Genomic DNA, 26,471 nt, shown 5'->3' with positions numbered 1-26,471 from the left:
GCGGCTCTCCTGAACGGACACGGCTGCGGGACCGGGCCCTACCCTGTAAACTGCCGGCGCTTTCTCAAGGGACCGCCGACGACCATGCCCAACCTGAGCCGAACCGCCTGGATCCCCACCTTCGCACTTTGGGCCTTGGGACTGCTGGTGGTGGCCGGCTACTTCGCCAGCGAATGGATGCTGCTGTCCGGCGAGGTGGGGTTTCCCCTCGACGACACCTGGATCCATCTGACCTTCGCTGAGAATCTGGCCGCGGGCTTCGGACTGTCCTACAACCCCGGCGAACCCGTCGCCGGCTCCACCTCACCGCTGTGGACGGCCCTGCTGGCGCTGCTGACCCTGCTGCCGGGACACCCCGTCCTGTGGCCCACCGTGGCGGCGATCTTTTTTCACCTGGCGAGCCTGTCGGCGACGGTGCGGCTCGCCCACCGGCACGGCGTAGGCCAAGTCGCCGCCTGGGTGGCGGGCGCCCTGGTAGCCCTCACCTCCTGGATGGCCTGGTCTGCCCTCTCGGGCATGGAGATCTGCCTCTTTACCTTCCTGTCCGTCGCGGGCATGGCGCGCCACGCCCGGGAGCGGCTGGAGCCGGATCTGCCACCGCTCGCCTTCGCCGTGCTGGCCCTCGCCGCCATGGCCCGGCCGGAGGGCTTCCTGCTGTTGCTGCTGGCGGCCTTCGACCGCTCCTTCGAGCTGCCGACGAGCGATTCCAGCGCCCGCCTGCGCTGGCCCGGCGGCCCGATCCTCGGCGGATTGCTGCCAGCCCTGGTGGCCCTGGCGCCGGCCCTCCTCGCCCTGCGCTGGGTCGGCGGCCAAGCCCTGCCGACCACCTTCGGCGCCAAGGTGGAGCCGGATCATTGGCTGCCGAGCACCGCCTACCTCGATACCGTTTTCGGCATCCTCTTCCGGCCGCAGCCGGCGATGACGGTGCTCGCCCTGGTCGGCACCGCCCTGCTTTTCGAGCGCGTCGCCGGACGCCGCCACCCGGGCCTGCTGCCAGGTCTGTGGTGGATCGCCCTGCCGCTAGCCTACTCGGTGCTGAGCGCCTCCGGCCGGCCGCTGGTGGGCAACTTCGGGCGCTACTTCTTTCCGCTCTTCCCGGTCGCCGCGGTACTGGCGGTGCTGGCCGGGGAGCGGTTGGCGAAACGGGTCGGTCCGGCCCTCCACCTGGGGCGGCTCGCCATTCCCCTGCGGGCGCTGCTGGCGGCCCTGCTGCTCATCCCCACCCTAGGCGCCTTGGCACAAGGCGCCGGCCGCTTCGCCCAGAACGTGGCAAACGTGCGCGACGGCGACCTCACCCTCGCCGCCTGGGTGCGCGCGGAGGTTCACCCCGACGCTGTCCTGGCGGTGCAGGACATCGGGGCCTTCGGGTTCTTCACCCCCAACCGCCTGGTCGACCTGGCCGGCATCGCCACGCCGGAAGTGCAGCGGGCGGTGCGCTCCGCCCGTGGCCCGGCGGATCCCATCGGGCGGGCCGGCATGGAGTCGTTTCTGGAGCGACAGCGGCCGGATCTGTTGCTCGTCTTCGACACCTGGTTCCGGGTTCTGGAGGATCGCCCGGAGGAGTTCCCGGTGCTCTTCGTGGTGGAGGTGCCGGGCAACATCACCTTGGGTTCCGACCGCATCGTCGTCGCTACCACCCCGTGGACCCGGCCCGAGATCTTCCTTCGTCGCGCTACGCCGTCGACGCCGTCGTCCGGTGCGACGCCGCCCGAACCGCTAAACTGATCGCCCGACTCACCCCGCCGGACAGGAGAATTCCCATGGCCGTTCCCTACTTCGATCTCGCCCGCGCCAAGCAGCGGGTCGCCCAGGAAGTGACCGCCCGCTGGCAGGAGGTGTTGGACAGCGGAGCCTTCGTGCTGGGACCGGAGGTGCGCTCCTTCGAGGAGGCCTTCACCCAGTGGCTCGGCGCCGCCGGCTGCGTCGGGGTGGCCAACGGAACGGACGCCCTGGTGGTCGCCCTGCGGGCCCTCGGGGTGAAGCCCGGCGACGAGGTGATCGTGCCCGCCTTCACCTTCTTCGCCACCGCCGAAGCGGTCTCCCTGGTAGGCGCCACCCCGGTTTTCGCGGATGTCGATCCAAGGACCTACAACCTCGACCCGGCGAGCGCCGGCCAGGCGGTGACCGCCCGCACCGTCGGCATCGTCGGCGTCCACCTCTACGGCCGCCCCTGCGACATCACCGCCCTCGGCGAGCTCTGCGAGCGCCACGACCTATGGCTGCTCGAGGACGCCGCCCAGGCGCAGGGCGCCCGCTGGCGGGACCGCGCCGTCGGCACCTTGGGCACCCTTGCCGCGTGGAGCTTCTACCCGTCCAAGAACCTCGGTTGCTTCGGTGACGGTGGCGCTGTGACCGGCCCGGACGGCGCCCTCCTCGAACGGGTGCGGCGGATCGCAAACCACGGCCAGGAAGGGCGCTACCACCACCTGGAGATCGGCACCAACAGCCGCCTCGACAGTCTGCAGGCAGCGGTCCTCAACTGCCGCCTGCCGCTGCTCGATGCCGACAACGAAGCCCGCCGCCTAGCCGCCCGCAGCTACCGGGAGAACCTCGCCGGAGTGGGCGACCTGAGCTTCCCGGAGGACCCCCCAGACGCCCTCTGCGTGTACCACCAGATGGCGGTGGGCAGCGGGCGCCGGAGCGATCTGATCCAGTTCCTGACCGGCCGGAAGATCGGCACTTCCATCCACTACCCTTCGCCGCTCCACCACCAGCCGGCCTTCACCGGCACCGCCTCGGCCAGCGCTTCCCTGCCGGTGGCCGAGCGGGCCGCCGAAGAACTCGTCTGCCTGCCGATGTTTCCGGAGATCACCGCCGACGAAGTCGACGAGGTGTGCGAAGCGATCGCTGCCTTCTTTTCGTCCTGACCGGCTATTCGTCCCGCGGCGGCTCCCACAGCGCCGCAGGGTAGCGCACCACCTCCATCAGGGTAGCGACGAGGCCGTTGTCGCGGCCGGCCCGATGGGGCGTTTGGAAGTCCCACACCACCTGTCCGCCGGGGCTCAGTTCGAAAGCCCTTCCGCGTTCCGACTCGGTGACCAGCAGGTTGCCGTTGGGCAACCGCTCGACGGACCCGGCCTCCGGTGTGGAAAAGGCGCGCGGTGGATCCGCCTGCCACCGCCAGACCACCTCACCGCCCGGTAGTTCGATCTCCAGCAAGCGGGAGCCCTCCGGCGCCCCGCGATTATCGAAGATGAGCAGCCGGCCGCCACCGGAATCGCCCCTGTGGGGCGTCGGCTGGTGCTGCAGCCGCCAAGGGCCGCGCTGCGCCCACAGCGCCCGGCCCGTGGCGCCGTCGAGCACCGCGACGGTGCTGATCTCCCGCAGGGAGACGAGGACATTACCGGCGGCAAACAGCGGCGACGCATCGGCCAGGGAGCCGTCGAACACCTCGATCGTGTTCGAGTGGAAGACGTCGCCTTCGGCGCGACGCGGCTCGAGGACGGCCGCGAAGGGCGAGTCGGAGAGGGCTTGGCGCACGGACATCCGCCACAGCTCTTCACAAGCACCGGTTGTGCCCTCACCGGGCCGCAGAGCCACCACGAAGTCCTCCAGCACCTCGCGGCCCGCCTCGTCCCGCCGCGCCTCCTTGGCGAGGGACCACCAAATCTCGCCGCCTTCGTCTCCATTCGCTTCATCCCGGCCCGGCTGCACGAAGAAATCGTTGTAGAAGCTGCCGGCACAGCGCCGCACGATGTTCGATTGCGGCCCCAGTTCCACCAAGCCGCCGGTCTGATAGAGGGCGATCAGGCGGCCCTCAGGTCGTAGCGCGGCGCGGCGGAAAAACACCGTTTCGGCATTGGGAGCGATCTCCGGAAAGGCCCGCTCGAAGGGCATACGCCAGCGGTGGAGCACCTCGCCGTCCATCGCCCGCAGCACCGCTTCGGATGCGTGACCGGAGACCTCCAGGTTCACCCCCGGCCAGGCCGCTACGGGCGCCCAGGCCACCACCCCGACGACAGTGCCCGGCTCCGCCCGGCGCACCCCTGCCGCGTAGGGCAGGGAGAGCACCCGCGCCCGCTCTTCGGCGTCGCCCCGGGCGGATGAGGCGGGACCGGCATCATCCGGACCGGCGGTCCGGCGATCCGGCGGCAGCGGACGCCAGCGCCCGGCCGGCGGCGCCTCGACACCGGCGCCTATGGCTGATTCCCCTCCCGGCCAAGGGCTCTCCCGCAGCCACAGGGCCACGGCGACCAACCCTGCCCCGAGGAGCAACCACACCGCGATCCGTCGTCTCACACCTACCCTCCTTCTCCGTCCTTTGATCGCGTATACAATAGCCCGGTCGTTCGAAGCAGCCCGAGCTGCTGCCCCTCCCGACGACGACTCAGCCGGAGAAAGAAAACATGACGAGCAAAGCCCGCGTCGCGGTCGTCAAGACCCGACCTGATTCCGTCCTCGAGGACATCGGCCGCACCATGGACCTCGGCGAGGCGAAAAGCTACCTCGACCCGGCGGCCACCACCATTCTCAAGGACAATATTTCTTGGCATTTCCCCTACCCGGGGGCCAACACCACTCCGTGGCAGCTCGAAGGCACCATCCAGAAACTCCGGGCGGACGGCTACGACGACCTGGTGTGCGTGCAGAACAACACGGTGGTGACGGACCCGAAGAAGGGCGAGCGCCTCAACCGCTACCTGCCGGTGCTCGACCAGTACAAGGTGCCGGTGCGCTACAACTGCTTCGCCGACGATCTCAAATGGGAGCGCTACGAGCCTCAAGGCAAGATGCTGGTGCTGCCGAAGATCTATCCCGACGGCATCACCATCCCGGAGTTCTTCCACGGCAAGAACATCGTCCACCTGCCGACGGTCAAGTGCCACATCTACACCACCACCACCGGCGCCATGAAGAACGCCTTCGGCGGCCTGTTGAACACTCGCCGGCACTACACTCACTCCTATATCCACGAAACCCTGGTCGATCTACTGACCATCCAGAAGGAGATCCATTCGGGACTCTTCTGCGTCAAGGACGGCACCACCTGCGGTAACGGCCCCGGGCCGCGCACCATGATCCCGGAGGAGAAGAACATCCTGCTGGCCTCCGGCGACCAGGTGGCCATCGACGCCGTGGCCGCCAAGATCATGGGCTTCGATCCGATGTCCATCAAGTACATCCGCCTGGCCCACGAAGCCGGCCTCGGCTGCGGCGATCCGCGCGACATCGAGGTGGTAGGCGAAGACATCAGCGGCTGGAACTACCGCTTCTCGGTCGGCGACAACATGATCAGCCGCTTCGGCGACCTGGTGTGGTTCGGCCCCCTGAAGGGCATCCAGAAGCTGCTCTTCCGCACCCCGCTGCTCTACTTCTTCGTCTTCGGCTCGGCCTTCTACCACGACTACGCCTGGTACCCGACGGTGGGCAAAAAGCGCATCGAGCACTACAAGAAGAACAGCCAGTGGATGAAGCTGTTCGACACCTATCCGGAAGCCGACGAGAAACGCTCCGTGGCCTAGTCGACGCACCGTCGGCAACGGCCCGCCGCAGCCGGCGGGCCGCCCCCCAATCACCATGTCCACCCTCGACGCCCCCGATCCGGCATCACCGGCCCTGCCGGACGACAGCCGTCCGGACCTCGACCACCTCGGCCGTCGCCTGCTGCTGCCGGCGGTGCTGGGTCTGCTGGCGCTGGTGGGGCTCACCGTCTTCGCCGACGCCAAGGACCTGGCGGCCAGCCTCAAGTCCTTCGATCCGGCGCTCCTCGCACCGGTCCTCGGCCTGTCGCTGGTCAACTACGTCCTGCGCTTCGTACGCTGGCAGATGTACCTCTCGGCGCTCGGCGTGTCGCTGCCCCTGGGCCGCAGCCTGGCGGTGTTCCTGGTGGGATTCGTGCTCTCGGTGACCCCCGGCAAGGCCGGTGAACTGGGCAAAGCCTGGCTGGTACGGCAGCTCGGCGGCGGCCCCGCCCGGCGGGTGGTGCCGGCGGTGTTGGCGGAGCGGGTGACGGACCTCCTCGGAGTGGTGCTGCTCCTGGCCGTCGGCGCCCTGCCCTTTCCCGGCGGCCGCTGGATCGCCCTGGGCGGCGTCGCCTGCGTGCTGGCGGCGAGCGGCCTCCTCACCTGGCGCCGCGGCGCCCTGGCGGTGCTCCACGCCGTCGGCCGCCTGCCCCTGATCCGCCGCTTCGTCCACCATTTCGAAGAGATGTACGACCTGCTGCGCACCCTGGTGTCGCCCCGCCTGATGGCCGCCGGGCTGGCTCTCTCGGCCGTCGCCTGGGGCGCCGAAGCGGTGGGATTCCTGGTCGTGGCGCGGGACTACGCGCCGCAGATGGGCCTCTTCGCCAGCCTCTTCGACTACGCCGCCTCCACCCTGGCCGGCGCCCTCTCCATGCTCCCCGGCGGCCTGCTGGCCTCCGAAGGCACCCTTGCCGCCCTCCTCGGCGCCCAAGGCCTCAACGCCGCCGACGCCGCCTCGGCCACCCTCATCATCCGGGTGGCGACGCTGTGGTTCGCGGTGGCCCTGGGGCTCCTTGCGCTGCCGTGGGTGCTGCGGAAGGTGCGGAAGAAAAAAAACCAGACCGGCTAAGCGCCGAACTTCGCCAGCCGGCCAGCGTTGGCGAGCATCAGGCCGAGGAGCTGGTGGGCCGGGAAGGTGGCAAGGTGGCCACGGGTGCACTGGATCTCGTCGAAGGCGGAGGTGTCATCCACGAAGCAGCGCTTGGAGGAGAGGAGCAGCGGCACCGGGTGCCAGCTATGGGCTTTCATCGGCGCCGGGGTCGAGTGATCGCCGGTGATGGCGAGGGCGCCGGGGCCCAATTCCAACAGCCGCGGCAGCGCCGCGTCGACTTCTTCGAGCACCTCGACCTTGCCGGCCAGGTTGCCGTCTTCCCCCATCATGTCCGTTTGCTTGACGTGCAGGAAGAAGTAGTCGAAGTCCGCCCAGCGCTCGCTGACGGTATCCAAGATGTCGCCGATGCGCTTGCCGCAGGGCACCACCTCCATGCCGCAGACGGAGGCCACGCCGCGGTACAGCGGGTAGCCGGCGAAGGCGCCGAGGCGCATCCTGTAGAGGTCCGCCATGGAGGGCAGGTCCGGCCGCTGGGAGATGCCCCGCAGGAGCACCCGGTTGGCCTTCGGCTCGTCCGCCAGGACGGTGTGGAGCTGGGCGATGAGGTCCTTCAAGAGAGCCGCCGTCGCCTCGCCATCAGGCGCCGTGGCGCGCGGGTCGAGAGGCGGCACGCCGAGTTTCTGGGGATCCGTGTCGGCCACTGTCGCCGACAGATCCTCGCCGCGTAGCCGAAGGACGAATCGGTAGCCCTCGCCGGCCGCCACCAGTACTTCCAGCCCCGGAATCGGCTCCGCCGCCAGTCCTTCCCGCAACCGCTCGCACAGACGCCGGCATTCTGCCGTCGGAATGCGGCCGGCCCGCCGATCGGAGAGATTGCCCTCGCCGTCGGCGGTGGCGAAGTTGCCGCGGATCGCCACGTCCCGGGGGCCGATCTCGATCTCCAGGCCGAGGGCTTCGAGCACTCCGCGACCGATGTCCGTCGCCGGTTCCGTCGGGTCGTAGCCGAAGAGCGCCAGATGCCCCGGACCGCTGCCGGGGGTCACGCCGGGCAGCACCGGCACGATCCGCCCAAGGGCTGAGCGGGTTGCCAGGGCGTCTAGATTGGGGGTCGCTGCAGCCTCGAGGGCGGTCTTCGGCTGCTCCGCCGAGCGCAGATCGCCGACTCCGTCGAGCACCAGCAGGACGACCTTGCGCTCGCCGGGCCGGGCGAGGCGGGCAAGGAAATCGTAGTGGTGCGACGTCATCAGCCTGTCCTTCTCAGCAAGTTCGTAACGAGAGGACGTAGGCGCCTGTAGCTGCGAGGACTCTTGTTCTCGAAGCGACACAGGCATACTTGGAGTACGTCGAGGAGCGGAGAGGGCAAAGGACGAGGCAGATGCGGGTGCATACGTTCTCGCAGTAGAACCTTGCTGAGATGGACGGGCTAGGCCACCATGTAGCCGGTGGCGCGGATCTGGAGCCGGGCGCGCGGATCGAAGCCGCTGCCGACCAGGGCGAAGGCGCTGTCGCTACCCAGCACCGGCAGCACAATCCAGCCATCGAACGTATCACCGCCGCTGTAGGCCGGCACCACCGGTTCGATCTCGGCGATCTTGGTCCAGTGGGGGTCGTTCGGATCGAAGTTCGCCTGCAGCTCCACGTAGGCGCGATCTAGGTCGATCGAGCGCGTGCCCGCCGGATGCCAAACCGACACGACAAAGCGAATCTCGTCGAAGGCCGCAGCGTCAAGGCGCGTTTCGCCTTGGACGGCGAAGGGGAAAAAGAAGCTCCCGGACGCGTCCGTGGCATGGATCTCGGGGGTCGAATCGAAGATCAGATTCTTCGGAGGTACGTTGGGTTTCATGGCGTTTCGGTGCCTCGGCGCACCTCGGGGAACTTCGGGGGGAGCGACCATTAGCGCGCGATCATATCACCGGCCCCGACCGCTCGTGGGAGCCCTTCGAGAGGGTCCCCGTTACATTTGCCACACGGTTGTGCTATATTTTAGATAAGTCTGTAATATGAGCTATGGTCGTCATGTCCAACCAGCTCGAGGGGAATCGATGAGCTCAGTCAACCCATCCACCGAATCTGCCGCGAGTTCCGTTCTCTTGTTCAGCCGAACGCCTGCCGGCTGTTCCTATGACGGCGCCTTCGAGCGCGCCTTGGGGAAAGTCGAAGGGCATCGGGCCGCTCTGGCCGCGGAACGCGAGGAAGCCGAGCGAACTCTTGGAAACTGGCGGCGCCACCCGGCGCCGCAGCGCCGCCTGCTGGCCTGGAACCACCGGGGCCCCTGGACCTGGTCTCTGGCGTCGGCGTTGGTTGAAGAAGCCGAGCGGTCTTTCTGGCGGGACCATCCTCAGGCCGTCGCCCTCGCGGCGCTGGCGGCGGAGGCCGGTCGGCGCATCACGCCGGAGCGATACGCCGACTCCCTGGTCTGCGATCTCCGGTCCCTGGGCTGGGCCCTCCACGGCCGCGCGCTCCTCGCCACCGGCGAGCAAAACGCCGCCGAGATCATCGAGCGTGCCTTCGAGGACGACCCCGTCGTCCGAAGATCCCCTCACGCCCTACACCTTCGCTCCCTGCGGCTGGCGCACCAGGATGCGGCAGGCGCGGGGCGTGGCTTCCGGCGAGCCGCCGCCGCGTTCCGCCAGCGCGGCGAGGCCTTCTACTCGGCGATCGCGCGAATTGACCATGGACTGCTTTTGACCCGGCAGGTCGCGAAGCGGGTGGTGCGCGACGGCCAACGCCGCGGCGGGCAATCGGCCCAACAGGCCACCGCCCTGCTTCAGGCCGGCCACTCGCGGCTCGATCGGCAACGCGCGCCGCTGGCCGCGCGGCGAGCCGAGGAGGCCCTGAGGGTTCTCTCGTCGATCGGTTGAAAACCCTCGAGTCCGCACTTCTCATGACGGAGCTTCGGTGGGCCGCTATTCGTCGGCGTGCTGGGGATAGAACTCGAGGTGGGTGCGGGCGCCCAAGAGCTGTTTGGTGAGGAGCACGATCTGGCCGGTGTGGTAGCTCATGTGCTCGACCGCGTGGAAGGTGGCGCCGAGGGCGTCGGTGTCGTAGCCCTGGATTTTCAAGGGCACCTCGAGAGCGTTGGGATCCAGCCGCTCCAACACCTCGACGGAGCGGCGCACCGCCATCGACAGGTCCTCTTCGAGGGGCTTCCGGGTGAGGGACCGGTAGGCGGAAAATTCGCCGGCGCGGTCGCGTTCAATGCGATAGCCGCCCACTCCGCTCAAGATCCACAGCGAGAGATTGCCCTTCAGATGGAGCAGGAGATTGCCGACGCTGTTGAGGCCGCTCGCCGGATTGTCCGGACCCGGGCACCACCAGATCTCGTCTTCGCTCAGGCGGCCGGTGCAGTAGAGAATCTTCTCCTCGTACTCCTTGAGGTAGCGCGCCGCCAGGCGAAAGACCGGAAGCTGCACCCCCTGGGACAACACCGTGCGGGGCAGGTCCTTCGGTGCCCGGCTCCTCGAATCCGTCACGGCCGAAACTCCAGCAGGTCGGCGCCGAGCTGCTCAAACAACCTGCCCGTAGCCGGCAGCGGCAGGCCCACCACGTTGCTGTAGTTGCCTTCGACCTCTTCCACCAGCAGGGCGCCCAGGGCCTGGATGCCGTAGGCGCCGGCTTTGTCCATCGGCTCGCCGGTCGCCACGTACCAGGCGATGCGCTCTTTCGAGAGGTCCGCCATGCGCACCCGGGTGTGCTCGACGGTACCGGCTCGATCGACGCCGTGCCGCAACTCCACGGCGGTCAACACGATGTGGCCGCGACCGGCGATGCGGCCGAGCATGGCGCGGGCGTCGGCCTCGTCCACCGGCTTGCCGAGAATCTCGCCGTCGAGCACCACGATGGTGTCCGCCGCCAGCACCCACTCGCCGTCCCGAGCCGCCGCCGCGGCCTTTTCCGCCGCCAGCCGCGCGACGTAGGCTGCCGGCGCCTCACCGAGGCGGGGCGTTTCGTCGATGTCCATCGGCCGCACCTCGAAGGCGAGACCCAGATGACCGAGCAGCTCACGCCGGCGCGGTGAGGCAGAGGCAAGTATGAGAGGCCCTCGGCCCGGATCTCTTGTCACTTTCATCGCGCTAGGTCTCTCTTCTCGTCAACTTCGTCGTGAGACAGAACCTGTCATGGGTAGTAGCCGCGTATCGTCTTCGCCTCGGCGCCGGGACGGTCGACCTCGACTTCGATCGGCCGGAAGACGTCCTCGTCGCTGGTGTCGGTGGACTGGTAGGTGAGCAGGTACTGGCTGCGCAGCTCTTCTTCGATCGTCTCGTAGACCCGGCCGAGTTCCGTTGCCCGTTGGATGAAGAACGAGCGGCCGCCGGTTTCGTCGGCCAGGCGCTGCAGCAGCATGCGGATGCGGGTGTCCTTGCCGGGCAGTCCGAGGCCGATGGAGTACACCGCCACACCGGAGCGGCGAGCGTATTCCAGAGCATCGTCGAAACCGTAGCGGCTCACTTGGTCGTCGCCGTCGGAGAGCAGAATCACCACCCGCTTCCCCTGGATGCCGGAGAAGTAGTAGAGGGCGTAGATCAGGCTGTCGTACAGAGCGGTGCCGCCTTCGGCGGTGATCGCCGCCACCCCGCCGGCCAGCACCTCGCGGTTGTTGGTGAAGCGCACCAGCAGCTCCGGCTGGTGGTTGAAGGTCATCACCGCGGCGCGGTCCTTCGGCGTGACCACCGTTTCGAAGAACCGTAGCGCCGCCTTCGAAGCCTCTTCGATTTCCTCCACCATGGAGGCAGAGTTGTCGAGCAGGATGCCGGCATAGATCGGCAGATCGATCACCCGCTCGAACCGCCGGATCTCCTGCGGCGTGCCGTTTTCGGTCACCGCGAAGGCCTCCTTCGGCAGATCGTCGATCGGGCGCCCGCGCCGATCGAGGACCGTGGTGAAGAGTTCCACCACCTGCACGTCCACCACGTCGATGGGGTTCGGTGCGTTGATGAACACCAGATCCTCCACCGAGTTGCCGTCGGTCAAGTGGGCGACCACCCGCACGTAGTCCAGCTCCTTCGAGGACGACAGCAGAATGGGCTGGGCGAAAGGCGGCTGATAGAGGGTCGCCACCGGCTGCTCGTTGAAGAAGAACTCCACCCGGTCCAGACGGTCGCCCTCCGGCACCTGGACCTCCGCCATCGCCCGCAAGCTCTCGCGGTAGGTCTTGCCGGCCTGGGGCTCGACCAATCGCACGTCGAAGCGATGCGGACCGGCGTTGATTTCGAAGCGGTCGCGGGCCAGCACCTCGCCGGCAGCATCGAGGGCCGCGGCCTCCACTTCGTGAATGCGGGGAGCTTCGCCCAGGTTGATTTCGACGCTGTAGGGAGGTCGGGCCTTGGTCAGCACCGGCCGGCCGTTCAATGAAAAGCGCACCCGCGCGATGCCCTCACCGGCGGTCACCGCCTCGACCCGCGTGTTGCCCACCTGGAGGGTCGGCGGCGGCGGCAGCAGGCGGATCGACCAGTCGCCTCGACCGAGGGAGGCGTTGGCCTCTTCGGCCAGTTCCCGCAAGGCCGTTTCGCGGGTCGAAACATCGCGCGGCGTTACGGCCGCAGGCCGCGCGTCACGGGCGGCAAAGGGGACTTCGAGATCTTCGTCGTGACGGTAGAAACGACCGGAGCCGAGATCGCGCACCCGCAACACCAGTTCGTAGGTGCCAGGACGCAGATAGCGCTGGAAGAGCAGCGGGATCTCGCCGGAAACATCCGCCACCGGAAAGTGGAAGCGGTAGCGGAAGTTTTCGAACAGTTCGCCTTTGCGAAGCACTTCGCCATCGAGCACGAAATCGTAGGACGGATACTTCTCGTGCTCCGACGGGGTGACCGCCTCGAGGGGCACGGCAATGATTCCCTGGAGCACTGTGCGACTCTGGTAGCGGCCGGGAAAGTCGAGGGCGAATTCACCGTCGAAGGTTTCGCCGTCCTGCGGCAAGTCCGTCGTGCGCCCGAGGAAGGACTGCAGCCACTCCTCGCCGGGCGCCGGAAACAGATCGCCGCTGTCGCGCAGCTTTTCGTAGTCCACGGCGCTCACCAGGGCGGCGGCAACGGCGCGGCCGCGGAAGCAGTTCTCGGCCACTTCCCGCACGAACCCCCCGTCGTTGAGCACCGATCCGGTGAGGCCTACGGAGAGCCGCCCGATGCCTTGGGACGGGCTCCACAGCTCGTACCGGCCGCCGCGCCGAATAAACACCAGGTGGAACTCGCCCTGGGATCGCCCGAAGCCGGCGAAGCGCCAGATCTCCAGCGGCTCGATCACCCCCGGACAACGGCCGGGGAGGGTTTCCGCCGGCTCACCGAACACCGCGAACATCAGGGCGCGATCATCGCCCTCCGCCCCGAAGCGCTGGGCGGCCTCTTCGCGGCGCGATTCCCAGCCCTCGCGCAACTCGTTGCGGGCCGTCTCCGGATGGGGATCTCTAACCCGCCAGAATTCCTCGATGAAGGCTCGGCGCTGGTAGTCCTGAGGAAGCTCCGAAAAGACCGCCCTCTCCTCGTCGGAGATCAGCGGTTTCACCTCTTCCAACCAACGTTCGAAGGCGGGAGCGAGGGGTGGAGTTTCGGTGGAAGGGGATGCGGCCGACAGGACAGCGGCCAACGCGCAGCCTAGGATCAGGAGTCGAACCACCAGCGGTGAGACCTTCCGTCGGGCGAGCACGGCCTGATCGTACACCGCGCCCTCACCGACGGAGCACCTTCCGAGCCCGGAAGGACGACGGCGAAGCCCAGACCCCCTGCTAGCCCGACTTCCTTGCACGGGTCGCCAAGTAATTCGGCAAGAACCGCGACAGCGGCTCTTCCGGCGCCGCGTCTTCGTAGAGGGCCGTCAGCTCGAAGCCGGCGGCAAGCTGGCCGCCGATCTGGTCCTCCAGGGAATGGCCGAACTCCAGGGGTCCCTGGTGCGCGGCCAGTTCTTCGGCCGTCTTGCCGGCGGTATCCGAGTAGGGGATCCGGTGGCGCACCGTCAGGCTCTCATCCCCTTCGTCGAACAGGTACAAGCAGGGATTGGCAAAGCCGGTCATCAGCAAGCCGCCGGAACGTAGCACCCGGTGGGCTTCCCGCCACATGGGGAGCACCTCCGGCACGAAGCAGTTCGACACGGGATTGAACACTAGGTCGAAAGAGCCGTCCGCGAACGCCGACAGGTCACACATGTCGCCTTCGACAGCGGTCAAATCGAGGTGCTCGCGCTCGGCCAGAGCGCGGTCCTGGGCCAGTTGTCCGGGGGACAGGTCGTACACCGTGACCCGACCGCCGGCGGCGGCCAGAATCGGACCTTGCTGCCCGCCGCCGCAGGCCAAGGCGAGGACATCGAGGCCCTGGATCGGCGGAAACCACTCGCGCGGCACGGGCAAGGTCGAGGTCAAGACGATCGACCACTCGCCGCGGCGGGCGGCGGCGATTTGCTCCGCCGTCACCGGCACGGTCCACTGATTGGCCTCCTTGACCATGTCGTCCCAGGCGCTGCGGTTGTGTGACAAGAGTTTTTTCATGGATTCATTTCCTCTGCGCTAGACTCGCGGACGATTCACCTGCCGATCTACCCGTCTCCGGACGCGAATTCCAACTGCATTCATCGCCAAGACCCCCTTCGAGAGGAGATTCTCTACCATGCACCACCGGTTGATTCTCACCTTCGCCATTCTCTTGATCGTCGCCGTGCCGGCGGCGGCCCAGACCCTAACCTTCGCCGCCGATCAGGACAACACCATCTGGGAGCCAATTGAACCGGATACCACCTTGGGCGGCATCATTCTCAACAGCAACGGCGTCGGTCCACACATCTTCGCCGGCCGCGCCGGCGATCTGCGGCGCGGGTTGGTCCGTTTCGATCTGAGCGGCGTCGCACCGGGCACCGAGATCGACCAGGTCACCCTGAAACTGTTCATGGACCGCACCATCGCCGGACCGACGGACGTCTCTCTACACGCGGTGACCACCGCCTGGGGTGAAGGCACTTCGAACTCCGAAGTCGACGGCGGAGGAGGCGGTGGCGGAGGAGGCGGGGCTCTCGCCACCATCGGCGACGCCACCTGGCTTCACGGATTCTTCGACACGGACCTGTGGACCACCCCCGGAGGCGATTTCGTAGCCGCCGCCAGCGCCACCACCACCGTCGATCAGGCGGGCGCCTATAGCTGGACCTCGGCGCAGCTTGCAGCCGACGTCCAGGCCTGGGTGGACGATCCCTCCAGCAACCACGGCTGGATCATCGTCGGTGTCGAAGACGGCGATCCGACCGACGCGACGGCCAAGCGCTTCATCAGCCGCGAGGGACCGCCGGATCCGGAGGTGACGACCCCCCCGGGCGGTCCGGCACCGTTTGTGCCGGAGCTGCTGGTCGGCGTGGCCGGTGACCCGATCGTCGCCATTCCGACCTTGAGCGAGTGGGGCATGGGCCTGATGATGCTGCTCCTCGCCGCCTTCGCCCTATGGCGGGTGCGGCGCGTGACGGCCTGACCAGGCCGCCTGCGCGTGGGGGCAGCGCCGAATAAAGAGGCAGGACGCACCACCCCGGGCAAGGCGCACTCGCCCGGGACGCAGGTGCAGATCTACTCTGTCCTAAGGGGTGGTGACGGCTACCGAAAACCGCGACGCAGTTCGCGCCGAAAGATCTTGAAGGTCTCGTCGTCGAACAGCACCAGCACGACCTTTTCCAGCTTCGTACCGCCCTGTAGGTAGCGGTGGACCTCGGTCAGCAGGATGCGGGCCGCCCGATCGACCGGAAATCCGAAGACACCGGTGGAGATTGCCGGCAGGGCGATGGTGCGGAGGCCGTTGCGGTCGGCCAGGGCCAGGGCCGAGCGCACCGCCGAGGAGAGCTTGCGATCCTCATCGCCCTCGCCGTAGTGCGGGCCCACCGCATGAATCACCTGCTTGGCCGGCAGGGTGCCGGCGCCGGTCATCACCGCCGTGCCCACTGGGGTGTGTCCGATGCGATCGCATTCCTCCTGAATCGACGGACCGCCGGCCTCGCGGATGGCCCCGGCCACCCCGGATCCCAGCTTGAGATCCTCGTTGGCCGCGTTGACCACCGCATCGACTTGGACTTCGGTGATGTCCCCCTCGAGAATCTCGAGCTGCGTATTCTCCAGGGTCAGTAGAATTCGATTTTGCGCTATCTTCTCAGCCATCGATACTTAGCTCCCTCCAAAGCCTTGAATTATACCAGCCTTCGCACTGGCTTTGCCCCTTCCTTCGTCATAGACTCCTCGGCGCTATGCTCAGGGCCCTCAAATCAGAACTCTCGCAGCAACTCGAACAGGTGATCCAATCGCTTTACGGAGTGGACCACCCGGTCACCGCCGAACTCGCTCCGCGGCGCGAACTCGGCGACCTGGCCTTCCCGGCACCGCTCCAGTTGGCGCGGGTTCTCAAACAGAATCCCCGCCAAACGGCGCAGGAAATTCTGGCGGCCTTCGAGCCGCCGGCCATCGTGGACCGGGCCGAAATCGCCGGTGCCGGCTATCTGAATTTCTTCCTCGATCGGCGGGAAATAGCCGCTCGCATGCTCGAGGTGGACCTCCTCGACCCCTCCTCCAGCGAGGAAACTCGCTCGAAAGTCGTGGTGGAGCACACCAATATTAACCCCAACAAGGCCGCACACATAGGCCACCTGCGCAACGCAGTACTGGGCGACGTGCTGGTGCGCACCCTGCGGTGCCTCGGTTTTCCGGTGGAAGTGCAGAACTACATCGACGATACCGGCGTGCAGTTGGCCGATGTGGTGGTGGGGTTCATCGACCTCGAAGGCAACACCTACGATCAGGTGGCTGCCCTGCCGGAGCCGTTCGATTTCCACTGCTGGGACCTCTACAGCCGGGTCGGCCGCTGGTACGACGAACATCCGGAGCACAAAGAGCTGCGGCGCACGACCCTCCACGAGTTGGAGGAGGGCACCGGCCCCCGGGCCGAGATGGGGCGCCTGGTGGCGCGGCGCATCGTTCATCGGCACCTGAAGACCGTGGCCCGCATCGGCGTCGGCTACGACCTGCTGACGATGGAGAGCGAGGTGCTGCGGCGGGACTTTTTCACCCTCGCCTTCGAAAGCCTCAAAGAGCGCGGCACCATCCGCCTCGAAGCAGAGGGCAAGAATGCCGGCTGCTGGGTGATGCCTCTTTCCCAGAGCGAAGAGTTCGCCGGCCTGGAAGACCCGGACAAGGTGATCGTCCGCTCCGACGGCACGGTGACCTATGTCGGCAAAGACATCGCCTACCAGCTCTGGAAATTCGGCCTCCTCGGGCGCGATTTTCACTACCGCCGCTGGCAGGAGGAAGGGGTTTGGGAAACGGCACCGGAAGGGGTGCCAGGAGGATCGGAGAACGCGCCGGAGTTCGGCAAGGCCGGCCGGGTGATCAACGTCATCGACAACCGCCAGAGTTACCTACAGCGCATCGTCAAGGCCGGCCTGGAAGCGCTGGGGCACACCGACGAGGCCAAGGAATCCATCCACTTCGCCTATGAAATGGTCGCCCTGTCGTCGGCCACGGCGCGGCAGCTCGGATACCTCGACGACGGCGCCGATGAGACCCTGGAGATGTCCGGCCGCAAGGGCATCGGCGTCAAGGCCGACGATCTGCTCGATCAACTGGTCGCCAAAAGCCGAGACGAAATCGCCCAGCGCAACCGCGACATGGCGGAACCGGAGCTCGACGCCCTGGCCCGGCAGATCGCCACCGCGGCGCTGCGCTTCCTGATGGTCAAGGCCACCACCACCCGACTGATCGCCTTCGATCTCGACGAGGCACTGTCCTTCGAAGGGGAAACCGGACCGTACCTCCAGTACTCGGCAGTGCGGGTCAAAAACATCCAGCGGCGGTTGGCGGACGAGGGCCTGGAATCGACGGTCGGCGGCGACGACGTGCGCGACGAGGCGGCGGAGCTGTGGTCCGACGACCTGTGGGACCTGGTGTTCGACACCTTGCGCATCGAAGACCAGGTGGAGCGGGTGGGCGCCAATCTGGAGCTGTCGCTGCTCGCCCGCCACGCTCTCGACCTGGCCCAGAAGTTCAGCACCTTCTACCACCGACACCCGATCCTGCGGGAAGAGGACGCCTCCGCCCGGCGCATCCGCCTGGCCACGGCGCTGGTCTTCCGGCGCGGCCTCGAAGAGTTGGCGAACCTCCTGGGCATCCCCTTGCCGGAGTCCATGTAGCTGCCGATGGCTGACTCTCCAGAGGCCCTCCCCAAGGCGAGTTGGGTCGGTTGCGGCTGCGCCTCGATCTTCACGCTGGTGATGCTGGTGATCGTGGCTTTCACGGTCGCCAACTACCGCGCCAATGAGAAGTTCCGGGACGCCATGACGGATCCTGAAAAGCGCACCGAAGGATTCCGCCAGGTGCTGCCCTACGACCGTCTGCCGGAGGGCTATCAGCCCCTCGGTGGGATGCGCGTTCCGGGGATGTTGCGCATGGCGCTCCTGGCCGACGCCACGCCGGACCAGCCGCCACCGGCGCGGGTGCGTTCGGGCTTCTTTTTCGTGCGCATGCGCAACTGGCTGGGCCGCAAGGCGCAACTGACCGAAGCCTTCGGCCAGGACGGCCAGGGCATCGAGCAAGAAGAGGTGTCCTTCGAGGCGCGGGAGGAAATCGCCCGCGGCAGCCTACAGAGCGACGCCGCAGAGGTCCTCTACTACGCCCGCCGAGGCCCCCTGACCATCTCGCAGGGAGAATTCGGCTTCCCCGCCGAAGCGGATCCGCCCAAAGAGCCGGGCATTGCCACCATGCTGCTGATCGAATGCCCGGACGACGACGCCCTGCGCATCGGCCTGTGGTTCGCCGCGGACCCGACGCCGGAAACCCCCGCCGCCGAAGCCAACTGGCGCGGCACCCCGGCGGACCCGGCGACGATCGAAGCCTTCCTGGCCCCATTCAACCTCTGCGCCTAGCCCGACCTTCTCACCAACTTCGTAGCGAGAGGGCGCAGGTGCCTGTAGCTCGGGGAACTAGGTGCCCGAAGCGACGCAGTCGTACTTTCAGTACGTCGAGGAGCGGAGAGACCAAGAGACGCTGCAGATGCAGGTGCATCCGCCCTCGCAGCAGAAGGCTGGAGAGAAGGTCGGGCTAGGGGAGAGCCACCCGCTCGCTCTCCCCACCCTCGACCTCGAAAGCCACCTCTTTCCCAGCGACGAGGACTCTGTAGCTACCGATGGGAAGGCCTGCGATTTCCTGCGGTCGTTCGGCCTCCACCGAAAGCAACCGGCCGAGGCGCAGACTCAGCGCCGAAAGATCCCATCCCCCAGCGCCTTGCAGCGCGATCGGCCCACAGGTTTCCTCGCAGGTGAACGCCACCTCGCCGACCCTGCCCATTTCGAGAACCAATCCCTCAAGAGCCCGGTCGAGGGACACCCACTCGCCCAGCATCCACCGGCCGCCGGCAAAGGCCGCGACCCTCAAATGGGACGGTTGCGGAGGCTCGATGGGCACGTCCACTCGGCCGGCGACGCTGGCGGTCAAAAGGCGCACGGAACCCTCGGAAGACTGCACGAAGACCAGCGCTCCAGGCACCCCGTCCGCGGACTCATCGCGCACTTCGATCCTCACCGCATCGTGGTCCTCGCCGAGCACCAATTCAACGGGCGGTAGGGGTTTCTCGGGGGTCAAAGTCACCGCCGCCACTTCGCTCACCGCATCGCCCGAGCGGGCTCGCAAGCGCAAGACGCCGGGCTCGAGCCCGTGGAGCCCAAAGGTGCCGTCGTCACGGCTGAGGGCGAAGCCTCCGCTTTCGAGTTCCCGGACTCGCGCTCTGGCCACCGGTACACCTTCACCATCGGTGACCACGCCCTCCACCGTGTGAAGTGAGTAGCGCAGAACCACCTCCTGCTCGTCGGCGTCTTCCAGGCGAACTTCGATCGGTCGACCGAAGGTCGATCCCTGCTCCGGGGTCCAAGTGACTCTCCAAATACCCGCGTTCAATCGCCGGCAGGCGAATCGGCCGTCCGGCGCGACTTCAACCCGCACATCGGGGCGACCGCCCCAGAGCACCCGAGAGGATTCGAGTTCGCCGACTCGGTTCTTGAGAACGACCCCCGGCGCCCGCGGGCTGGTGGTGCTCCACGAAAGCCAGCCGGGACCCACCTGCCGGTCGCCGGCGAGCACCACTCCCCGCACCTCTCCCGGAGACTCATCGCAGGCCACCTCGAATTCCACCTCTTCCGGCACCTCGATGCGGCGCTCACAGACCAGATCGGCTCCCTGCATCACCGACAGCAACGCCGAGCCCGGCGGCACATGGGCGAAGACCGCAGCACCGCCGGAGACCGTCGCCGTCAGCATGTCGCTCTCGTGCCACTGACCCCGCAGATCGAGCCGAGCGGTCGCACCTGACTCTTCGACCCCGGTCGCCACCACCCGCACCCGGCAGCCGGTGATGAGTTCGATCGGACCGAGATCATGGCGCTCGGCGCCGTCCGGCAATGCCACATCGAGGTGGCGCCGCGCCCGGCCCGGAGCTTCGACCTGCAACGCCACCGAGGAGCGCGCCAATCCGGGGAGTTCGAAGAACCCCTCGGCATCGCTTCTCGCTTCGAGAAGATCCCCTTCCAGCCAACCAAGGAGCAGGTTCTCCGGCGCCCGCACCGTCCACACCCGGGCCCCCGCCACCGGCAATCCGTCCTCTTTCCGCACCACCTGCCCAGCGATCGCTCGCCCAGCGGACAGTTCGATGTCTCCGAGATCCCGCCGCTCACCGGCCTCCCCCGGTTCCAGATCGATCCTCGATGCCACCCTCTGCGGCACCGATAGCTCGAGCACCGCGGCGGTTCGGGGAGGCACATCCAGGATGAAGGCACCATCGCTGGCGATCTCCCCGGTCCAGGATCGATTTCCCAGAGACAAGGTCGTTCGACCTTCCGGAACGGGGCTTCCGAAAGCATCCACTACCCGACCCACGACCTGAAAGGTCCGGCGCAAGCGGACTTCGATCGGCGGCCCCGGTTGACGGGGAAGGGTCACCGGCTCGGGTAGAAAGCCTGGGGCCTTCACTGTGGCGCGCCCCGCGCGACCCTTTGGCATCCCCTCGATGCGAAGTATCCCGTGAGCGTCGGCAGGAAATCGCCGACCCTCGGAGGTCAACGCTTCGGCATCGGCAACGGCGATTCCAGAGGGGCCGAGAATATGGAGTTCGACGGTTTGTGCGGACTCCATCGGAACTCGGCCGAGGGACATCACGCCTTCTCTCAACTCCACTACCCTGGACTGGTGGGCAAACCCCTCATGCGACCAAGCAACCTGTGCTTTCCCGATCGCCAATCCTTCCACCCGCCAAGCTCCAGTCTCCTCGCTGACGGCGCCGCGTGCCACCACCCGCTCAGAGCCGGGAGCCGTGAACGCCCTCACGGCCACCCGAACACCGGCGAGCGGCTCACCGGAACGGGCGTCGATCACCGACCCTTCCAGCGCCGCCCCCGGCAAAAGCACCAGTGTCTCCGGCAGGCTCGAAGCCCTGCCCCGCCAGATCAGAGCGGCGGTGGTCTCCCCCAGAACCATCACTTCCAGTTCCAGTGGACCGGGAAGGGATGGCAAAACCACAGTTCCCTCGGCGTCGGACCGGAAAAGGCTCACCCGATTCCCGCGACCCTTGCCGGTGCGAAAGATCTGTAGCGCTTCGCCGGCCCGAGGGTCGCCGGCTCGATCGACCAACCGCAACCGCCGGTCGGTCGCCGGGGTCAGTCTCAACACCTGGTTTCGAATCGTTCCGGGCAGCTCAATCCAATCCGTCCCGAAGCCTTCCCCCAAGAGGCGGATTCGCCAAGGAACATCGGAAGAGGGAATCCGCACTCGCCCGCTGGCCGGCACTCGCCAGGAGGGCAACAGCGGTTCTGGCACTTCGCGCCACATTTCGACCGGTGCCGCGATCAAAGAAAGGCCCTTCGGCAGAGGACTCTCGCCCATCTCCACGCTGATGTCGAGCCAATCTAGAGCCTCGTCGAAGGTCTCCGGGGGAGGATCCGCGACCGAAGACCTCGTGGGTGGAGACTCGTTGGACCACTGCCAGAAGGCGGTGAATTGCGAGTGCCGACCGGCATCTAGGCGTTCGCTCCAGGACAACGGAATGGCCTCAAGCCCGGCAGCGACCGCCACGGCGCGTCCGACTTCGACTGGCGGCTCGGTCGCGGCAAAGATTGAAGTTCCCACCAAGCCGAGGAGAAGCGCCCCGATCAGTCCTTTGCACATCAATTCGACGCCGGCTCTGATTCAAAAGTCGGCCTGGCGGCGGGCTGGGCCTTCCGCTCAACCTCCAACTCAGGCAGATGCAGATCAGCGAATATCAGGCGAGGGCGGGTTGCTGGAGGATCGAGGCTCGCGCTGTGCTCAACGATCAGGAAGACTGCCCGATGATCTCGTACGTCTCCCTTCAGATACGACCACGAGCCGCCGGTGAAAGGGAGATCGAACCAATCGATGCGACCGTCGCGGTGAGCACGAGCCAACCGCCAGCTTGCGACGCCGTCTTCTACGGAACGCAGAACGAGGCCGAAACCGGTCGTCAGCGGCAGCACCTCATCCACGAGGATTCGCTGGTTGTGCCATCGGTTACGGGCCACCGGATCGGCACGGATACGTTCTTTCGTCCGTTGGGCCGCGGCACACTCATCCCTCAAGCCAAACTCGCGACTTTCCCAGGTTCGAAGGAGCTGGCCTTCAGCGTCGTACCAGAAAACACCGTCCTCTACTCCTGGAACGAGCACAAAAGCGCCATCTCTCATAAAGCGCGCAGCACCCAGTGCCAACCCTCCACATGCCCCCATTGAAGGGGTACCGGGACCACTTCGCGAATAGAACACCGGACGCCTCACGGTAGATTCGCCCCCGAGTTCCAGCAGCCAGGCAATCGAACCATCCGGCGCATAGGCACCCTGGTCACCTCGCCACCCCCCGAGAATCAGCAAATCCTTGCCGAGCAAGTCCACATCCACAATCGAGTCGAGTGCATCGGATTGGAAATCGCCCTCCCGGAGCTCCAGCGATGCTTTGGGGGCCCAGGCATAAGAGAGTCCAGCCGACGAAACCACCAGCAAGTCGGGCGAAACTCCCAAATGAGAGGATAGCCACCATCCGCCAGGCTCTCCCCGCCCCGCCACGATCCGGCTCAGCGCCTTGGTCCTTGAGTCGGATGAAACGGTGAACACCCCCTTCTGTCCGGCCGCCAAGATCACGTTCTGAGCATCTTGCCATCGCACATCGAAGGCCCAATTCAGAAGATCTGGAATCGGATACTCAGCAGTGACGGAAATCGCGGGCTGATCTGCCGGTTGCGATTCTTGGTCACTGCTCACAGTAGCGCCGCTAGCCGCTACCCCCACCAGACAAAAGGCCGCCAGAGCGGCAGCAGTCCGGAGTCCCCTCATCAGTACCGATATTCGAGGCAAGGCGCCTCCTCACCACCTGAATCGACACAAGTAGTCCCGTCGCCGTAGCACTCCTGGCAACCAGAGCCGGTACCCATGCACACAGCCCCGTGCCCTTGCACCCAGCCGGGTTCGGAGTCTTCGTAGTAGTGGCAGCTCGGACTGGCGCTCGATAGCGAAGCGACCGGGACCACGGCGCTCACCAGCAACAGAGCGAGGAAGGATCGTCGGAACCAGCGTCGCAGACTCATCGCAGTCTCCTTCCGCCTCGCCCGCGACCCACGGAGACATCGATCCACTGGCAAGGCCATCGATTCGCTTCACCTTCGAAATTAAAGAATAGCACCCCTCTTCTTTTCACGACCGAACACCGTCACCCCGCACGACACCACGATCGCCAGGGCGACCAGCAGCCCGAGGCGGGCATTGGCCGGCACCCGAGAGGCGATGAGGAGGCCGAAACCGAGGGCGATCGCCAGCGTATCGACCAGAATTGCCGGCCCCACCGCGGCCCGGGCCGCGGAATGGCCCTCGCGGCGTTGCCACTCGATCCAGTGGATCGCGAAGTCCACCCCCACCCCCAAGGCGATGGCCAAGAACATCGAGGTCGCCACCCCCAGGGGGATGCCGCTCCAGCCCATCACCCCCAGGGCGACGGCGCCGGCCGCCGAAGACGGCAAGATGGCCCGCAACGCCAGTGCGAACCGCCCGAACACCAGCCACAGAAAGAAGAAGATGCCCACCAGAGCCACCGTCAGAGAAGCCAGCTGCCCGCGGACGATGGAGCCGATCATCGCCTGGCTGACGGCGACGTCCCCGCCGAGATCCACTCGTCCCCCCAGAGGCGCCAGGTGGTCCTCTTCGAGGGTACGGATTCGCTCGATCAGGTCCCGCGTGTCGCGGTAGTTGGCTTCGCCGAGGAGCAGGGTCACCAGGCCGCCATCTCGCTCGTCCGTCACCACCTCGCGCCGACCCTCGATGCCGAGCCCGAGTTCCATCCGCCGCCACATGCGGCGAATGTACTCGGCGCTATCCGGTGGAGCGCGGTCCGCCGAAGGCCGGCCTTTCGCCAGGTAGGTGATCGAGGAGAGGTAGCCAAAGGGACCGAGGACGCCTCCGACCGAAGGTTCGCGGCGCAGTCGATCCTCGAAGCTCCCGACGGCGTGGAGGACCGCCGGGTCGTGGAAGGGTTTTTTCCCCTCCGCAAAGGTGACGCGCGCCAGCAACCGGTGGGTGCCGAGAAGCGATTCGTTCGCCCGCTCCATTCCCCGGCGGAATTCGCTGCCGGCGGCGAAGCCGCTCACCCAACCGTCCTGCACGGCGATCCGGCCGGCACCGGCGACGATCAGGAAGAGCCCACCGAACAGCACGACCCAGGCGCCGCGGCCGACGGAAGCGCGCTCCAGTACCCGACGCAGGGGGGACTCTAGCCACCCCTCGCCGGGCGCCACCAAGCGCTCTGCCCCGAGCACTCGCACGGCCGCCGGCGTCAACCACAGGGACCATGCCAGGCAGAAGGCGATGCCGACGGCGGCCCATAACCCGAAAGAGCGCACCGAGGGTAGATCCGAAGCGAGAAAGGAGAGAAAGCCGATCACCGTGGTCGCCGAGGTGAGCACCATCGGACGGGCCAGATCATCCAACACTCGCGCGGCGAGGGAAGAATGCGACAGCCCTGGCCCCGACCGCCGCACCCTTCGCTGGCAGGCGGAGAGCACATGGATCTCGTCCGTCAGCCCGAGGGTTGCCAGAACGATCGGCAGAATGGCGGTGGTGAGGTACACCGGCTGACCGCTCCAGCCCAGCAGGCCGAAGGTGAAAACGATACCGGCGGCGACCTCGCCGAGGGCCAGCAGTATCGCCCAGGGCCGCCGGAACACCCCCCACAACACCGCCGCGATCAAGGCGAAGGAGAGCGGCAGGAGCCAAAGGAGATCGAGCAGGAGGTGCCGGCCGAGGAGCACTTCCGCCACCGGCGCTCCCACCGCCCAGGCCCGGCCCGGCGCATCCTCCGCCGAGGCCGCCACCAGACGTTCCAAGGAGGAGACGAGGGCAGCGCGGTCAATCTGTGGAGGAACCCGTACCCACACCGCGGCGGTGTCCCACTGCTGGCCCACCAGGATGCCGAGGGGAATCGCCGCCGCTTCGAGGTCGGCGCGCAGGGATTCGAAATCCGCTGGGGTTTCCGGCAGGGGCACCAGGTAGGGCCGGGTGTCGATCGAGTCCACCCGGTCGCGGGACTGGGTCGCCAAACTGACGACGTCGCGCCCCTCGACGCCTTCCAGTTGTCGTATATCGAGGGAGACCTGCCGGACCCAGCGCAGGAATTCGGCATCGAAGATGCCGTCCGGGGCCGCCGCATCGAGCAGCAACACGATGGGGTCGCGGGTGCCGAAGGTGGCCTGGATCTCCCGATCGAGGGCGAGGGCCGGAGAGTCCGGGTGGACGAGGGAGCGACCGTCGAGGCGCAGATGCAGCCGGAAGAGCCCCGGCAGCGCCAGCACCAGGATCAAGGCGAAGAGGGCGAAGGCGCGGCGGGGCCGCTCGATCGCCCAGCGAAAGGAGGGACCGGACGAGGAGCGGATCAGTTCGGCTTGAAGACCTGAATCCGGCTGTTCATGCCGTCGGTGACGTAAATCCGGCCGCGGGAATCGATGGCGAGATCCTCCGGGAAGTTGAAGTCGCCGTTGCCCCCGCCCTGCTGGCCGACGGCGCCGACGAAGCGACCTTGCGGATCGAACTTCTGCACCCGATGGTTCCGTCGGTCGACCACCCAGAGATTGCCTTCGCCGTCAACGGCGAGGCCCTTCGGCTCGGCGAAATGACCGGGCTCGCGACCGACCTTGCCGATCTGCCCGAGATAGACGCCCTCCGCATCGAAGCGCTGGAGACGGTGGTTGCCGGTGTCGGAGACGTAGAGGTGGCCGGCGGAGTCGATCGCCACATAGGTGGGGTGGCGGAACTCCCCGTCCCCGTCGCCCTCGGTGCCGAAGCTCGACAAGAACTGGCCCGAGGCATCGAAGCGCTGGACCCGGTGATTGCCGGTGTCCACCACCAGGATCTCGCCGTCGGCGGTGACCGCAACGCCCGTCGGCATTTCAAACTCGCCGTCGGCGGAACCGCGGCGGCCGAAGGCGGACAGGCTCTCGCCGGGGCGCTCGAGGAAAGTGGCGGTGCCTACCTCGGTCTTCTGGATGCGGTGGTTGCCGGCGTCGACTACCAGCAGCTTGCCCTCACCGTCGATGGCCACCCCGCGCGGCTCCGAGAATTCGCCGGCCCCGCTGCCGCTCTCGCCCCACTTGTCGATGAACATCATGTCCGAGGTGAAGGCGCGCACCAGATCGCGACCGGTGTCGGCGACGACGACGACGATCCGGTCGCTCGCTTTGCGATCGTGAGCAACGATGCCGCGGATGGCGCGGAACTGGCCGGTTCCGGTACCCGGCTCCCCCCACCTGTAGAGGTAGCTCATCACCGGTTTCGCCCCGTCGGCCGCCACATCGGGCGCCCTGCCAGCCGCCATTTCGTCACCGGCCGCCGGGGTTCCGGCGCCGGCCAATAGCCACGCGACCAGCACCGCACCGCTGCGTACCGCCTTTCCCAACCGACCCTTCGCTGTCGTCATC

20 protein-coding genes are annotated in these 26,471 nt (G+C 67.0%); 8 read left to right on the top strand and 12 right to left on the bottom strand.

The window, feature by feature from the left end:
- Positions 1 to 84 precede the first annotated feature (84 nt).
- Positions 85 to 1,725: a hypothetical protein gene (locus AAF481_05440; protein ID MEM7480596.1), complete on the top strand. Its 1,641-nt coding sequence runs from the start codon at positions 85 to 87 to the stop codon at positions 1,723 to 1,725.
- A gap of 35 nt (positions 1,726 to 1,760) precedes the next feature.
- A complete protein-coding gene (locus tag AAF481_05435) occupies positions 1,761 to 2,867 on the top strand; it encodes a DegT/DnrJ/EryC1/StrS family aminotransferase (GenBank protein ID MEM7480595.1) in 1,107 nt (368 codons plus the stop codon).
- A 4-nt stretch (positions 2,868 to 2,871) separates the two neighbouring features.
- Here AAF481_05435 and AAF481_05430 read toward each other — a convergent pair whose 3' ends face one another.
- Positions 2,872 to 4,239, bottom strand: coding sequence for an arylsulfotransferase family protein (locus tag AAF481_05430; GenBank protein ID MEM7480594.1), 1,368 nt, complete (start codon positions 4,237 to 4,239; stop codon positions 2,872 to 2,874).
- Positions 4,240 to 4,346: 107 nt separating this feature from the next.
- On the opposite strand from AAF481_05430, the gene AAF481_05425 reads away from it, so the two are divergent.
- Together AAF481_05425 and AAF481_05420 are read left to right on the top strand one after the other, a co-directional pair.
- Positions 4,347 to 5,462 (top strand): DUF362 domain-containing protein, encoded by a 1,116-nt coding sequence (locus AAF481_05425; protein MEM7480593.1) that lies wholly within the window; start codon positions 4,347 to 4,349, stop codon positions 5,460 to 5,462.
- A 55-nt stretch (positions 5,463 to 5,517) separates the two neighbouring features.
- The gene (locus AAF481_05420; protein MEM7480592.1) at positions 5,518 to 6,531 is read left to right on the top strand and encodes a lysylphosphatidylglycerol synthase transmembrane domain-containing protein; all 1,014 of its coding nucleotides are present in this window, start codon (positions 5,518 to 5,520) and stop codon (positions 6,529 to 6,531) included.
- Here the strand turns inward: AAF481_05420 and AAF481_05415 are convergent.
- The gene (locus tag AAF481_05415) at positions 6,528 to 7,757 is read right to left on the bottom strand and encodes a 2,3-bisphosphoglycerate-independent phosphoglycerate mutase (GenBank protein MEM7480591.1); all 1,230 of its coding nucleotides are present in this window, start codon (positions 7,755 to 7,757) and stop codon (positions 6,528 to 6,530) included. The two genes, AAF481_05420 and AAF481_05415, sit on opposite strands and share 4 nt — an antisense overlap.
- Positions 7,758 to 7,936: 179 nt before the next feature.
- Positions 7,937 to 8,356, bottom strand: a complete 420-nt coding sequence (locus AAF481_05410; GenBank protein MEM7480590.1) for a hypothetical protein — start codon at positions 8,354 to 8,356, stop codon at positions 7,937 to 7,939.
- Between the two features lie 199 nt (positions 8,357 to 8,555).
- Between AAF481_05410 and AAF481_05405 the strand changes: the two genes are divergently transcribed.
- Positions 8,556 to 9,374 carry a hypothetical protein gene (locus tag AAF481_05405; GenBank protein ID MEM7480589.1) on the top strand — a complete coding sequence of 273 codons (819 nt, stop codon included), beginning with the start codon at positions 8,556 to 8,558 and terminating at the stop codon, positions 9,372 to 9,374.
- A 45-nt stretch (positions 9,375 to 9,419) separates the two neighbouring features.
- On the opposite strand, the gene AAF481_05400 is transcribed toward AAF481_05405, so the two are convergent.
- The 4 genes from AAF481_05400 to AAF481_05385 all read right to left on the bottom strand — a co-directional run bounded on the left by AAF481_05400 (position 9,420) and on the right by AAF481_05385 (position 13,990).
- Complete coding sequence (locus tag AAF481_05400; GenBank protein MEM7480588.1) at positions 9,420 to 9,986, bottom strand: DUF1572 family protein; 567 nt, start codon at positions 9,984 to 9,986, stop codon at positions 9,420 to 9,422.
- Positions 9,983 to 10,582 carry a Maf family protein gene (locus AAF481_05395; GenBank protein ID MEM7480587.1) on the bottom strand — a complete coding sequence of 200 codons (600 nt, stop codon included), beginning with the start codon at positions 10,580 to 10,582 and terminating at the stop codon, positions 9,983 to 9,985. The genes AAF481_05400 and AAF481_05395 overlap by 4 nt, the downstream gene beginning before the upstream one ends.
- Positions 10,583 to 10,629: 47 nt before the next feature.
- Positions 10,630 to 13,170 (bottom strand): VWA domain-containing protein, encoded by a 2,541-nt coding sequence (locus AAF481_05390; protein MEM7480586.1) that lies wholly within the window; start codon positions 13,168 to 13,170, stop codon positions 10,630 to 10,632.
- Positions 13,171 to 13,234: 64 nt separating this feature from the next.
- Positions 13,235 to 13,990, bottom strand: coding sequence for a class I SAM-dependent methyltransferase (locus AAF481_05385; protein MEM7480585.1), 756 nt, complete (start codon positions 13,988 to 13,990; stop codon positions 13,235 to 13,237).
- Between the two features lie 118 nt (positions 13,991 to 14,108).
- Here AAF481_05385 and AAF481_05380 point away from each other — a divergent pair, with 118 nt between their 5' ends.
- Positions 14,109 to 14,957: an IPTL-CTERM sorting domain-containing protein gene (locus AAF481_05380; protein ID MEM7480584.1), complete on the top strand. Its 849-nt coding sequence runs from the start codon at positions 14,109 to 14,111 to the stop codon at positions 14,955 to 14,957.
- Positions 14,958 to 15,076: 119 nt separating this feature from the next.
- On the opposite strand, the gene AAF481_05375 is transcribed toward AAF481_05380, so the two are convergent.
- Positions 15,077 to 15,631: a macro domain-containing protein gene (locus AAF481_05375; protein MEM7480583.1), complete on the bottom strand. Its 555-nt coding sequence runs from the start codon at positions 15,629 to 15,631 to the stop codon at positions 15,077 to 15,079.
- A gap of 86 nt (positions 15,632 to 15,717) precedes the next feature.
- Between AAF481_05375 and AAF481_05370 the strand changes: the two genes are divergently transcribed.
- The gene (locus AAF481_05370) at positions 15,718 to 17,652 is read left to right on the top strand and encodes an arginine--tRNA ligase (GenBank protein ID MEM7480582.1); all 1,935 of its coding nucleotides are present in this window, start codon (positions 15,718 to 15,720) and stop codon (positions 17,650 to 17,652) included.
- A 6-nt stretch (positions 17,653 to 17,658) separates the two neighbouring features.
- Complete coding sequence (locus AAF481_05365) at positions 17,659 to 18,384, top strand: hypothetical protein (protein MEM7480581.1); 726 nt, start codon at positions 17,659 to 17,661, stop codon at positions 18,382 to 18,384.
- Positions 18,385 to 18,559: 175 nt separating this feature from the next.
- Here AAF481_05365 and AAF481_05360 read toward each other — a convergent pair whose 3' ends face one another.
- The 4 genes from AAF481_05360 to AAF481_05345 form a co-directional block, all read right to left on the bottom strand.
- Positions 18,560 to 21,670 (bottom strand): carboxypeptidase-like regulatory domain-containing protein, encoded by a 3,111-nt coding sequence (locus AAF481_05360; GenBank protein MEM7480580.1) that lies wholly within the window; start codon positions 21,668 to 21,670, stop codon positions 18,560 to 18,562.
- Positions 21,670 to 22,773, bottom strand: a complete 1,104-nt coding sequence (locus AAF481_05355) for a hypothetical protein (protein ID MEM7480579.1) — start codon at positions 22,771 to 22,773, stop codon at positions 21,670 to 21,672. Before AAF481_05355 ends, AAF481_05360 begins: the two co-directional genes overlap by 1 nt.
- A 404-nt stretch (positions 22,774 to 23,177) precedes the next feature.
- On the bottom strand, positions 23,178 to 25,349 hold the full coding sequence (locus tag AAF481_05350; protein MEM7480578.1) for an MMPL family transporter: 2,172 nt from the start codon (positions 25,347 to 25,349) through the stop codon (positions 23,178 to 23,180).
- Between the two features lie 80 nt (positions 25,350 to 25,429).
- Entirely contained in the window at positions 25,430 to 26,470 is a 1,041-nt protein-coding gene (locus AAF481_05345) for a 6-bladed beta-propeller (protein ID MEM7480577.1), read from the bottom strand.
- Between the last annotated feature and the right edge of the window lies 1 nt (position 26,471).

The sequence above is a fragment of the Acidobacteriota bacterium genome (genome assembly GCA_039030395.1).
In the GTDB taxonomy this organism is placed as follows: domain Bacteria; phylum Acidobacteriota; class Thermoanaerobaculia; order Multivoradales; family JBCCEF01; genus JBCCEF01.
Note: the sequence above shows the minus strand (reverse complement) of the source record. Positions and strands in the feature narration are given on the sequence as shown.